Here is a 12985-nt window from a genome sequence, read left to right as displayed (position 1 = left end):
CGACCGTGAAAACCGGCTTGGCGACAGGGATTGCGACAACCGAAGAGCTTGAGCGCTCTCCCGCACAGGCGGGACAAGGTTGTGCGGCAGAGAGTGCGAGAACTCAAGAGCACTCTGCGCAGGGGCGCACGCCGCTCCTGCGGAGGCGAAGGTCCTAGCCCTGCTTGTCGGGAACCGTGACGACGAGCCCGTCGAGCTCCTCGGTGACCTTGATCTGGCACGACAGGCGCGAATTGGCGCGCACGTCGAAGGCGAAGTCGAGCATGTCCTGCTCCATCGCCACCGGCTCGCCGGTCCGCTCCAGCCAGGCCTCGTCGACATAGACGTGGCAGGTGGCGCAGGCGCAGGCCCCGCCGCATTCGGCTTCGATTCCGGGCACGCCATTCTTGATGGCGCCTTCCATCACGGTGGAGTCGATTTCGGCCTCGACCGTGTGAGCCGTCCCGGTGGGGTCGATGAAGGTGATTTTGGGCATGGCAGAACGCTGAATTATTGGGCAAACGCGCGGTCGCGCCTTATAGGCGGTCCCAACTGGGCCGCCAAGCCCCCGTCATTGCCGACCATCATACGAAATCCGGCCGATCAGGCCGGCGTTTCGCAGGTCTATCGCCAGAAAATCCCATTCCGATCAGGGATTTTCGGCAAGACCGTCCCCGGAATCCCGAACGGATCAGCCGGAAACCGTCTCGCGCCGTCCGCTTCGCCACGCCCAGGATGACGGAACGCTGACGGCGGCGGACAGGCTCCCGTCAGCGGCTCTGGCGCATAGTCGCGCCAATCGATGCGATCAACCGCATCCCCCCAATCGACTGAAAGGTATTTCAGATGTCATTGCATCCCAATGAACAACTCCTCCGGGAGTTCGCCTCCCCGGCCTTCGCCGGACTGCTGGCCGACCTCGTGATGAAGTCCCCGGCTCCGGCCACCGGCGGCTATGCCTTCGAGACCGCCATGTGCCTGGTGGAGAGCCAATCGCCGCAGGCGCGGCCGCCGTTCGGCGGCCTGTCCGCCCACCTGGCCGCGACCATCGAGGAGCGCGAGGCGCAGGCCCTGCTGCTGCGCACCCGCATGCTGGCGCGGCTCCTGGCCGGCGTGCGCGACACGCTCGACGTCGACGACACTCGCACGCTGTTCAAGGCTGCGGCCCGGGTCGCGGGGGAACTCGCGGCGGTGTTCGGCCCGGCCGCGGTCCGGGTGGCGGCGGATTGCGCGCACGCCCCGGCCGACCGCGCGGCGGCGGCCATTGCCCTCACCGAGGCCCGCCTGCTCGCCGAAGGCATCGCGGTCGCGCTGGAGCGCCTGGGGCGCGCCCCGTGCACGCCCTGCCGGGCGCCGCGCCCGGCGGACAGCGCCTGCGCCCGCAGGCTGTCGTGATGCGGTTTCCGGTGTCCCAAAAACCCGATGACCCCGGCCGCCCGGCCGGGCGGCGGATCACGCCCCGTTCGACAGAAGCTGCGAGATGTAGAGGCGGCACTCGACGACCCGCGCCTCCAGCCGCGCCAGCACCTCGAACACCTCGGCGGTGTCGTGGCGGGCGGCCAGCGCTTCGGCCTCGGCCGCGACCATCGCCACCTGCCGGGCGCCGATGCCCTGGGCCGACCCTTTCAGCGTGTGGGCGGCTGCGCCGAACGTCTGGACCGTGCGCGCCTCCTTCAGCCGGTCGAGCTGGATGGCCGACTGCCGCAGGAACAGCCCCAGCACCTCCCGCTCCAGCGCCCGGTCACCGAACGTGACCCGCGACAGATGCACGAGATCGACCGGCCGGTCGGCCGCCGCTGCCGACTTCGGCAGTTCCAGAATGGCTGTGTCCATGGTGCGTCCTGGGGAGGAATACTCGCAGAGAGTACTCAGGGGGAGGAAGGCGTGCGGGCAAGCTGAGTGATGGGAATGGTAAGGCGGCTCGGGGGTCGGCATCGGAAACGGCCTGCAGGGATTTCCCTTATACGATAGATTGCCAAATGGGGCCTTAACGCGGCGGCGCAAGACCCCCGAAGCAAGCCCCCCGAAGCAAGCCCCGAAAAGCCCCCCTCCCCGCGACAGAGCCTCGCCGGACGCTCAAGTCTGCGCCCCGGCCGGCGGTTCCGCGCCCAGCACGCGATAGCCCGCCGCCGTCAGCCGGCAGACCAGCCAATCGGGCTTGACCGGATTGGCAATCCAGCGCTCCGCCCAGCCGTGCGCGATGCACGCCTCGATTGTCTTGTGCGGGACTTCCCGGCCGTCGGCGTCGAACAGCGGGAGTTTTCCACCGGCTTGGCCAAGCCCACGCATCAGATAGCGCCGCTGCGCCTCGGTCGGCCGCGGCGCTTCGCCAGCGGCTGGAACGCCTTGGGGCGCTTGGCCCGAGTCGCCGTCACGACGTGTCATCATGGTAACCAATCCGTTAACGATGATCGGAAACCGCGCCCTCGGCGGGTTTCTTTTGACAGTTTGCACCGGTAGGATGTCTCGTGCGGTGGACTAAGATACCTCCCAGCCAGGATGCAATCCTGGCGCGCGGCGGGTGGTATCTGGAAGTGGCGTCCGGCGGTGTTCGGCCGGACGCGAGCATGCCGACCCGGCCCGAACGGCAGCACGCCGGTCGAGGTCATGAGTACGGACCGGAGGCGACGGACGATGGCGAAGGCACCCAAGAAAATTCAGGACCCGGCGGAAGCGGCGCTTTCGGCGGTGCAAGAGGCGTTGAGCATGGCGCAGGACCATGCCGACGAACGCCGGCCCCTCCGGGCCCGGGTGCCGATCGACGACGAAGCCCCTGTGCTGCCCCCGCCCGCGGAGCGCCCCGAACGGGCCGAGCGGCCGCTGGCGCCGCGCCGCGCCGCCAATGACGACCGGCGCAATGTCGGCCAGATCCTCGCCAACATGCAGCGCCGGCCCTCGCCTGCCCCCTATTGGGCGGCGCTGGTGTTCTCGCTCGCCTGGGTGGGCATCGCCGGCGGCCTGTCCTGGGCCGCCTATTCCAACGACATCCGCGCCCTCGGCTCGCAGGCCGGCCTCGCCGCCCAGCCGCACCTTCTGGGCATCGCCGCCGGCATCGTGCTGCCGGTGTTTTTCTTCTTCGCCGTCGCCGGCCTGATCCGCCGCTCGCAGGAGTTGCGCCACACCGCCCGCTCGATGACCGAGGTCGCCCTGCTGCTCGCCCAGCCGGGCGAGCTGGCCACCGACGGCATCATGACGCTGGGTCAGGCGATCCGCCGCGAGGTCTCGGCCGTCAATGACGGCATCGAGCGCGCGGTCGCCCGCGCCAGCGAGCTCGAGACGATGGTCCGCAACGAGGTCTCGACGCTCGAGCGCTCCTACGAGCAGAACGAGATGCGCGTGCGCAACCTCGTCGATCGTCTGGTCACCGAGCGCGAGGCGATCATCGCCCATGCCGACCGCATCGGCAGCACCATTTCCGGCGCCCACGAGGCCTTCACCCAGGAGGTGCAGGGCGTCTCCGAGCGCATCAACGCCGCGATCCAGGAAGCCGGCGACCGCGTCACCGTCAGCCTCGCCGACCGCGGCGAGCACATCACCATCGCGCTGGGCCGCGTCGGCGACCAGATGATCGAGGCGATCGTCGACAAGGGCGGCGACCTGCTGGAGCGGCTGAGCGCCACCGGCCTCGAGGTCAACACCACGCTGTCGGAATCCTCCGAGCAGCTGGTCTCGGCCATGCGCGGCCAGATCGACGAGATCACCGGCCGCCTCAACGCCGCGACCACCGAGCTGACCGAGTCGATGATCTCGCGCACCGACGAGATCTCCTCGGCCGTGGTCCGCACCACCACCGATCTCGCCGACACGCTGAACCGCCGCACCGACGAGGTGACGGCGAACATGCTGCGCACCACCACCGAGATCGCCGACACGCTGGGCAACCGCACCGAGGAGCTGACCGCCAGCGTGCTGCGCACCACCAGCAATCTGGCCGACACGCTGAGCAGCCGCGCCGAGGAGATGACGGCCAATGTGGTGAAGGTCACCAGCGATCTGGCCGAGACCATGGCCCAGCGCAGCGAGGCGGTTTCGGCCACCGTGCTGCAGACCACGGCCGCGCTGGCCGACACGCTGACCCAGCGCACCGCCGAGATGGCCGGCACGCTGACCGCCAGCACCCAACTCGCCACCGAGACGCTGGAGAGCCGTTCGGCCGAGATCACCAACGCGCTGGTCGCCACCGGCACCAAGCTCGCCGACGAGATCGCCATCCGCGCCGGCGAGGTCGACCTCACCCTCAAGTCCACCAGCGAGACGCTGATCCTCGATCTGTCGATGCGCGGCGGCGAGGTCGTGCGCAAGCTGGAGGAGGTCGGCACCCGCGTCGCCGAGACGCTGACCACCGGCGGCGCCGACGTCACCGAGCGCCTGTCGCTGGTCGGCGACGAGGTGTCGCGCGCCATCGCCGGCCGCAGCACCGAGATGACCGAGCGGCTGGCCATCGTCGGCGCCGAGGTCACCAAGCTGATCGCCGGCCGCGGCAACGAGCTGACCGAGCGGCTGGCCGCCGTCGGCACCGAGGTGTCGAAGGCCATCGGCGTGCGCGGCATCAAGGTCACCGACGCCTTCCGCGAGACCGCCGAGACGCTCGCCACCACCATCTCGGCCAAGGGCGACGCGGTGAAGGAGATGCTCAACGCCCGCCTCAAGGCGTTCGAGGAGACCATCACCATCCGCGGCGGCGAATTGGCCGACCGCATCACCACCGACACCGGCGTGCTGGCCAAGTCGATCGGCGACGGCCTGACCAATTTCGACCAGACCGTGCGGGTCCACGGCACCGAGCTGCTGGAGCAGGTGTCCAAGCGCGTCGACAGCGTCGGCGAGAGCTTCCGCGTCAATCTCGCCACCTTCGACGACCGCGTCGCCGCCAAGACCAACGAGATCGCCGCCACCCTCGACCAGCGCATCTCGCGCGTCGAGCAGACGCTGGAGGCGCGCGCCCAGAACCTCAACCAGACGCTGGCCCAGCGCACGCTGGAGTTCGCCAAGGCGCTCGGCGAGGGCTCCAACGGCACGGTCGACCTGCTCGACCAGAAGGTCCACGAACTCTCTGGCGTCTTCACCCAGAAGACCAAGGAGCTCAGCGACCTGCTGCTCGACAGCACCGAGATCGTCGACAGCAAGCTCAGCGCCCGCGCCGTCGAGATGGCCGGCAACATGGACAACCGCATCTCGCGCTTCGAGGAGCTGATCGTCGGCCGTCTGGAGTCGGTGTCGACCTCGATCGAGGTCCGCGGCGTCGCCTTCACCGACGCGCTGACCTCCAAGATCGAGGCGGTGTCCAACACGCTGCGCAACGACGCCCAGGTGGTCGAGCGCACGCTGGTCGGCCTCAGCGACCACATCCATCAGGCGCTCGGAACCCGCGCCAACGACGTGGCGGCGGCCATCGGCCAGCGCACCAACGAGCTCGCCCAGCTGCTCGACGAGCGCACCGCGACGATGAACTCGGTGCTGGGCGCACGCGCCTCGTCCGTCACCAGCGAGATCACCGCGACCACCGAGCAGCTTGCCAAGCTGCTCGACGAGCGCTCGGGCATCGTCGTCCAGGCGCTCGGCAGTCGGGCCGACGAGGTGGCCTCCACCCTCGGCCAGCGCACCGCCGAACTGGCGAGCCTGCTCGACGAGCGTTCGAACAAGCTCACCGCCGCGCTCGGCAGCCGCGCCTCCGCCGTCACCACCGAACTGGCGGCGACCACCGAACAGCTCGCCAGGCTGCTGGACGAGCGCTCCGGCACGCTGGTCACCGCGCTCGGCAGCCGCGCCGCCACCGTCACCACCGATCTGGCGGCGACCACCGAGCAGCTTGCCAAGCTGCTGGACGAACGCTCCAACACCATGGTCGAGGCGCTGGGCAGCCGCGCCTCCGCCGTCACCACCGAGCTGACCACGGCCACCGAGCAGCTCACCCATCTGCTCGACGAGCGCTCCAATTCCATGGTCGAGGCGCTGGGCAGCCGCGCCTCCGCCGTCACCACCGAACTGACCACGGCCACCGAGCAGCTGACCCGCCTGCTCTACGAGCGCTCGGAGACGATGACGCAGGCGCTCGGCTCGCGCGCCTCGACCGTCACCACCGAACTGACCACCACCACCGAGCAGCTTGCCAAGCTGCTGGACGAGCGCTCGGGCACGCTGGTGCAGGCGCTCGGCGCCCGCGCCGATCAGGTCGCGGCCGCGCTCGGCCGGCGCACCGCCGAACTCGCCCATCTGCTGGACGACCGCGCGGCCCGCATGGCCTCCTCGCTCGGCGCCAGCGCCGCCGCCGTCACCAGCGATCTCGCCACCAGCACCGCCGAGCTGACCAAGCTGCTCGACGAGCGCTCGGAGACGATGACCGCCTCGCTCACCAGCCGCGCCGCCGCGGTCTCCGAGGATCTGACCGCCCGCACCGAGGGGCTGGCGAAGATGCTCGACGAGCGCTCCGCGGCGATGACCTCCGTGCTCAGCAACCGCGTCGCCGCGGTCACCGACGACCTCACCGCCCGCACCGAGGGGCTGGCCAAGCTGCTCGACCAGAGCTCCGGCACGCTGGTGCAGGCCATCGGCGCCCGCGCCGAGGAGGTCGCCTCGACGCTCGGCCAGCGCACCACCGAGCTGGCAGGCCTGCTCGACGAGCGCACCGAGCGGATGTCGAACGTGCTCGGCAGCCGCGTCGCCGCCGTCACCGACGATCTCGCCGCCCGCACCGGCGAACTCGCCCGGCTGCTCGACCAGAGCTCCGGCACGCTGGTGCAGGCCATCGGCGCCCGCGCCGAGGAGGTCGCCTCGACGCTCGGCCAGCGCACCACCGAGCTGGCCGGCCTGCTCGACGAGCGCACCGGCACGATGGTCCAGGCCATCGGCAGCCGCGCCGACGAAGTGGCCGCGACGCTGGGCCAGCGCACCGCCGAACTCGCCGGCCTGCTGGACGAGCGCTCCGAGCGGATGACGAGCGCGCTCGGCAGCCGCGCCGCCGCGGTCGCCGACGATCTCTCCGCCCGCACCGAAGGGCTGGCGAAGCTGCTCGACGAGCGCTCCACCGCCATGGCCCAGGTGCTGGGCCTGCGCGCCTCCACCGTCACCGCCGACATCGCCGCCAGCACCGAGCATCTTGTGAAGATGCTGGACGAACGCACCGGCTCGCTGGTGCAGGCGATCGGCAGCCGTGCCGACGAGGTCGCCGCCACGCTCGGCCAGCGCACCACCGAACTGGCGAAGCTGCTCGACGAACGCTCCGAGACCATGGCGTCGAACGTCACCGCCCATGTCGCGGCGGCCGCCGGCGATCTGTCGACCCGCACCGAAGGGCTGGTGAAGCTGCTCGACGAGCGCACCACCGCCATGACCCAGGTGCTGGGCATCCGCGCCTCCACCGTCACCGCCGACATCACCGCCAGCACCGAGCACCTCGCCAAGCTGCTGGACGAGCGCTCCGGCGCGCTGGTGGCGGCGATCGGCAGCCGTGCCGACGAGGTGGCCTCGACGCTCGGCCAGCGCACCGCCGAGCTTGCCGGCCTGCTCGACGACCGCTCCGAGAAGATGTCGAGCGTGCTCGGCAGCCGCGTCGCCTCGGTGGCGAACGTGCTGACCACCCGCACCGAGGAGCTGGCGAAGCTGCTCGACGAGCGCTCCGAAACCATGGTTCAGGCGCTCGGCACCCAGGTCTCCGCCGTCACCGGCGAACTGGCCGCCAGCACCGAACGCCTCGCCCGGATCCTCGACGAGAATTCCGGCACGCTGGTGCAGGCGCTGGGCGGCCGCGCCGAGGAGGTGGCCGCCACCCTCGGCCAGCGCACCGCCGAGCTGGCCAGGCTGCTCGACGAGCGCTCCGAGTCGATGGCCTCGACCGTCAGCGCCCGCGTCAGCGCGGTCGCCAACGACCTGTCGACCCGCACCGAGGGGCTGGTGAAGCTGCTCGACGAGCGCTCAAACGCCATGGCCCAGGTGCTCGGCGTTCGCGCCTCCGCCGTCACCACCGACCTCACCGCCAGCACCGAATATCTCGCCAAGATGCTGGACGAGCGCTCGGGCACGCTGGTGGCCGCGCTCGGCACCCGCGCCGACGAGGTGGCCGCCACGCTCGGCCAGCGCACCGCCGAGCTGACCGACCTGCTGGACGAGCGGGCCAACCGCATGACCGCGGCGCTCACCGCCAGCGCCTCCACCGTCGCCGCCGAACTGTCGGCCAGCGCCGAGCAGATCTCGAAGACCCTCGACATCCGCTCCGGCGCCGTGGTCCAGGTGCTCGGCGCCCGCGCCGAGGAGGTGGCCGTCTCGCTCGGCCAGCGCACCAGCGAGCTTGCCGACCTGCTCGACAACCGCACCCGCGCCATGACCTCGACGCTCAATGAACGCGTCGCGACGATGACCGGCGAACTGACCGCCCGCACCGAGGAGCTGGCCAAGCTGCTCGACGAGCGCTCCAACGCCGTCATCATCGGGCTCGGCTCCCGGGCCGGCGAGGTGTCGAGCGAGCTGACCGCGCGCACCCACGACCTCACCCGCCTGCTCGACGACAAGTCGTCGACGCTGGTCACCGCGCTCGCCGAGCGCACCGCCTCGTTCGCCACCGAGATCGACCGGATGAGCGACACCATGGTGAAGGCGGTGGAGCAGCGCGGCGCGGCCATCGCCGAGTCGATCGCCGCCAGCGCCGCCGGCTTCGCCCGCACCGCGTCGCAGTCCGGCGACGAGCTGATCGCGGCGCTCGACCGCATCGGCCGCAGCACGGTCGGCGAGCTGACCACGGCCGGCGACACGGTGAAGGGCGACCTCGCCCAGGTGGTGGACCGCATCCGCGACGCCAATGCGATGATGCAGCAGGTGATGACCGCCGCCACGCGCAACCTGGAGAACCTCGAAGGCACCTTCACCGAGCGCTTCAAGGCGTTCCGCGCCTCCAGCGACCTGCTGAACGAGCGCGTGGCGCATCTGGAGGGCACGACCACCGGCATCCTCAAGGACGTCGGCAGCCTCGCCCAGCGCTTCCAGGAGCAGAGCAAGATCATCGCCTCGACCGCCGGCTCGCTCGACGAGACGCACCGCCGGATCGACGCCACGCTCGACCAGCGGCGCGAGGCGCTGGAGACGCTGGCCAGCAACATCTCGGCCTATGGCGCCGAGATCGACCAGCGCTTCAAGCACTTCGCCGATCTGGCGCGCGAGATGAAGGCGATGACCGACGAGGTCCGCACGGCACTCGACACCACGCGCACGGAGATGAAGCGCGGCGTGCTCGAACTGCCGCAGGAGACCCAGGAGAGCGCCGCGGCGATGCGCCGGGTGCTGGCCGAGCAGATCAAGGCGCTGGGCGACCTCAACGACATCGTCGCCCGCCACGGCCGCGGCGTCGATGTGGTGGAGCCGGCGCGCCGGGTCGAGGCGGTGGCGGCCAGCGGCGGCACCCGCACGTCGACCCGCCACGAGCCGCCGGCCGAAGCGCCGGTCGCCCGCACCGCGCCGCCGCGCATCGACACGGCCCCGTCCGCGCCGTCGTCGGGCGGCAGCGGCTGGCTGTCGGACCTGCTGGCCCGCGCCTCGCAGGAGGAGCCGGCCGCGCTGCAGCCGAAGGCGAGCGCGGCGAGCCGTCAGGCCCGTCCGCCCCACCACGCCATCGAGTCGCTCGACTCGCTGGCGATGGATGTCGCCCGCATGATTGACCACGATGCCGCGGTCGATCTGTGGGAGCGCTACAAGCGCGGCGAGCGCAACGTCTTCACCCGCCGGCTCTATACGATGCAGGGCCAGCAGCGCTTCGAGGAGGTCCGCCGCCGCTACCGCAGCGACGGTGAGTTCCGCACCACCGTCGACCGCTATGTCGAGGAGTTCGAGCGCCTGCTCGATCAGGTGGCCCGGCAGGACGGCGGTCAGGTGCTGACCAAGACCTACCTCACCTCCGACACCGGCAAGGTCTACACTCTGCTGGCCCACGCCGCCGGCCGCTTCGACTGAGCGGACGCGCGATCGAAACGAAAAGGGCGCGCCGCGGCGCGCCCTTTTTTCGTTTCAGCGTCGTTCGGGACGCCTGCCACAAGGGGTCGTCGTCCCGGGCAAGCGGCGCAGCCGCGCGACCCGGGACCGTCTGCAGAAAGGGGGCATCTTTTCCGGAGGACGATCCCGGCTCTCGCTTCGCTCGGCCGGGATGACAGGCGGATAGGCGCCCGCGGACTGCCGAGAACCGGCAGAACGGATCAGATGCGCGCGGTGGCCCAGCGCACCATGTCGCGCAGCACGGTGGCCAGCGCGCGGTCGAGCGCCGCCGCCGCTCCGGCGCCGTCGGTGGCGCCCGGGCTCGTGCCCTTGAACACCTTGCCGGCGGCGATGCGCCCGCCGCGATCGGTCACCAGCTTGACCGCCAGTTCCACCACCGCAGTCGGCTGGCCGTCCTCCACCACCACGCCGAACTGGCGGATCTCGGTGACCAGCGTCCAGTCCGGCGTCAGACGGTCGCCGGGGCGGCCGACCGCGCGCAGCCGGCTGGCGTTCTCGAACGCCTGGATGATGCGGGCCTGCAGCAGGTTCGGCAGCCGGTCGGTCCACTGGCTGTCGTCGGCATAGGTGACCTCGCCCGGCCGCGGCATGACGACGATGCTGTCGGTATCGAGCACCTGCAGCGCGGTCGGCGTCGCCACCACCATCAGGCCGCGCGCCGGGCCCTGGGCGACCGCGATGTCGCGCGGCGCGCTGAGATCGAACGTCGCCTTCGGCGTGGTGCCACAGCCCGCAAGCCACAGCGCGGCCGCTCCGAGCACCAGCGTGGCGCGAACCGCGCGACCGCCCATGCCTGCCTGCGCCATCAGCCTGCCCCCTTCACGCCCGCCGCCACGTATGACCCCTCTTTAGAGCATGACGCGCCGGAATGGAAACTGGTCCTGCATCATAAAACGTGACGGATCAGAAGCTTAGTCTTCCACTCGATACTGCCGGTTCTGAGGATTTACCGCCGGCCACTGTACTCGGGCACGCCGCTGCCGCCAAAGATGAATTCGCGCGGGTTGCGCTCGAACTTGCGCAGCGTGCGGTCGAAATCATTGATGGTCCGCCGCCCGTCGGTGGCCATCGCCTCGAACTCGCGCAGGCCCTGATTGGTGAAGCGGGTGACGCCGACGGTGATCTCCGCCGTCCGCTTGTCGAGGTTCTCGGCCAGCTCGCGCACCGCGCGGGCAGCGCCCGAGATATCGGCGACCACGCCCTTGCCGTCCTCGCCCGAGACGAGCTGATCGATCCTGGCCGAGACGCTGGCGAGACTTTTCGCCGCCGACGAGGCGTCCTTGACGAAGCCGTCGATCGCCTCCGAATTGCGTCCCAGCGCCTCGGAGAAGCGGGCGATGTTGGACACCGCCGTGCGCACGTCGGCCTGGTTGTCGGCGAGCAGCCGCTCGATCCGCTTCAGCACGTCCTCGGCCTGGCCGCCCACCGTGCGCACCACCGACATCATGTCCTGCAGCGAGGAGCTCTGGGCGACGATGCGCGGCAGCCCGTTGGGGCCGGGCGGCGGCGGCGGCGCATCCGGCTGGCCGCCGGTGAGGCTGATCGAGGCGATGCCGGTGAGGCCCTGATATTCGAGCCCGGCCTTGGTGTCGGCGCGGATGGGCGTGGACGCCTGCACCGTCGCCACCGCGATCACCCGGCGCGGGTCGTCGGGGTCGAGCCGCAGGCTGCGCACCTCGCCCACCCAGATGCCGTTGAACAGCACCGAGGAGCCGGCGCGCAGGCCCGAGACCGCGCCGTCATAGGCCACCTCGATCGTGCTGCCCTGGGCGCGCTGCGCCGGCTGCGAGAACCACCAGACGAACACGAACCCGGAGGCGATGACCGCCAGGGTGAACAGGCCGACGATCAGATAGTTGGCCCTGGTTTCCATCGCACGTCCCGGTTGAGCGTCGCAATCGCGGTCCCTGCAGGCGCCGGCACCGGCGTTTCGCCAAGGGCCCGCTCTTGAACAACGGTTTTTTGGCGAGATTGGGATCCGGGCCATCACAAGACCCGGCAGACTCCGAATCAGACTGATTCTGGCCTGCGCGGCCGAAAATCCGTACGGCTACGGCCGAAAAACCCGGCCCGGCGGTCGGATTTTCGCCGAGTGTGGTTCCGCGATCACGGCCGGGGCCGCGAAGGCCGGCTCATACGGCTTCCGGCTGATCAAGCCTTCGAGCCGTATGCTGTTCGCCGAAAAATCCCTTCCGGATCAAGGATTTTTCGGCGAGATCGTTCCCGGTATCCCGAAGGGATCAACCGGAAACCGCATCAGACGATTCCCGCCGCCCGCGCCCGCTTGCCGCGGAAATAGGCCTTCAACCAGGGGTGCTCGGAGGCCAGCATGGTCTCGATCGGCCCGTCGGCGATGATCCGCCCGTCGGCCAGCGCGGCGATGCGGTCGCAACTGTCGTGCAGGCTGTCGAGGTCGTGGGTCACCATGAAGACAGTGAGCCCGAGCGTGCGCTGCAGGGTGGTGATCAGCTCGTCGAACTCGGTGGCGCGGATCGGATCGAGGCCGGAGGTCGGCTCGTCCAGGAACAGGATGTCGGGGTCAAGCGCCAAGGCCCGCGCCAGCGCCGCGCGCTTGATCATGCCGCCCGACAGCTCCGAGGGGAACTTGTCGGCGGCATCGACGGAAAGGCCCACCATCTCCAGCTTGGCGAAGGCGATCTCGTCCATCAGCTTCTGGGAGAGCTTGAGATACTCCCGGATCGGCACCTGGATGTTCTGCTTCACCGTCAGCGAGGAGAACAGCGCGCCGTTCTGGAACAGCACGCCCCAGCGCTGCTCCAGCCTGCGGTGCTGGGTGCGGCTGCACGAATCGAGGTCGATGCCGCACACCTCCACCGTGCCCGCCCGCTTGGGCAGCAGGCCGAGAATCGTGCGCATCAGCACCGACTTGCCGCCGCCCGAGGTACCGACGAAGCCGAGAATCTCGCCGCGCCAGACGTCGAGGTCGACGCCCTTGAGCACCAGCGTCTCGCCGAAGCCGACCTCAAGGCCCCGGACCCGAATCACCGTTTCGTTGGAACCGCGCACCGGT

At 70.2% G+C, this 12985-nt stretch carries 8 protein-coding genes; 2 read left to right on the top strand and 6 right to left on the bottom strand.

Going from position 1 to position 12985, the window contains the following annotated elements; translation table 11 throughout:
• Positions 1-154: 154 nt before the first annotated feature.
• Positions 155-475, bottom strand: coding sequence for a 2Fe-2S iron-sulfur cluster-binding protein (locus tag BLTE_RS02555; RefSeq protein ID WP_126397326.1), 321 nt, complete (start codon positions 473-475; stop codon positions 155-157).
• A gap of 350 nt (positions 476-825) precedes the next feature.
• Here BLTE_RS02555 and BLTE_RS02550 point away from each other — a divergent pair, with 350 nt between their 5' ends.
• A complete protein-coding gene (locus BLTE_RS02550; protein ID WP_126397324.1) occupies positions 826-1374 on the top strand; it encodes a hypothetical protein in 549 nt (182 codons plus the stop codon).
• 57 nt (positions 1375-1431) lie between these two features.
• Here the strand turns inward: BLTE_RS02550 and BLTE_RS02545 are convergent, their stop codons facing one another.
• Both BLTE_RS02545 and BLTE_RS02540 read right to left on the bottom strand, forming a co-directional pair.
• On the bottom strand, positions 1432-1812 hold the full coding sequence (locus tag BLTE_RS02545) for an Hpt domain-containing protein (protein ID WP_160140488.1): 381 nt from the start codon (positions 1810-1812) through the stop codon (positions 1432-1434).
• A 243-nt stretch (positions 1813-2055) separates the two neighbouring features.
• Positions 2056-2367 (bottom strand): hypothetical protein, encoded by a 312-nt coding sequence (locus BLTE_RS02540; protein WP_197723258.1) that lies wholly within the window; start codon positions 2365-2367, stop codon positions 2056-2058.
• 246 nt (positions 2368-2613) lie between these two features.
• Between BLTE_RS02540 and BLTE_RS02535 the strand changes: the two genes are divergently transcribed.
• Positions 2614-9915: an apolipoprotein A-IV repeat region-like domain-containing protein gene (locus tag BLTE_RS02535; RefSeq protein WP_126397320.1), complete on the top strand. Its 7302-nt coding sequence runs from the start codon at positions 2614-2616 to the stop codon at positions 9913-9915.
• 239 nt (positions 9916-10154) lie between these two features.
• On the opposite strand, the gene BLTE_RS02530 is transcribed toward BLTE_RS02535, so the two are convergent.
• The 3 genes from BLTE_RS02530 to BLTE_RS02520 all read right to left on the bottom strand — a co-directional run bounded on the left by BLTE_RS02530 (position 10155) and on the right by BLTE_RS02520 (position 12981).
• Positions 10155-10760, bottom strand: coding sequence for an ABC-type transport auxiliary lipoprotein family protein (locus BLTE_RS02530; protein ID WP_244600086.1), 606 nt, complete (start codon positions 10758-10760; stop codon positions 10155-10157).
• Between the two features lie 140 nt (positions 10761-10900).
• On the bottom strand, positions 10901-11827 hold the full coding sequence (locus BLTE_RS02525; protein WP_126397318.1) for an MlaD family protein: 927 nt from the start codon (positions 11825-11827) through the stop codon (positions 10901-10903).
• Between the two features lie 383 nt (positions 11828-12210).
• Positions 12211-12981 (bottom strand): ABC transporter ATP-binding protein, encoded by a 771-nt coding sequence (locus tag BLTE_RS02520; RefSeq protein WP_126397316.1) that lies wholly within the window; start codon positions 12979-12981, stop codon positions 12211-12213.
• Positions 12982-12985 lie beyond the last annotated feature (4 nt).

The sequence above is a fragment of the Blastochloris tepida genome (assembly GCF_003966715.1).
GTDB classification, from domain to species: Bacteria; Pseudomonadota; Alphaproteobacteria; order Rhizobiales; family Xanthobacteraceae; genus Blastochloris; species Blastochloris tepida.
This window is presented reverse-complemented; position numbering and strand designations above follow the sequence as displayed.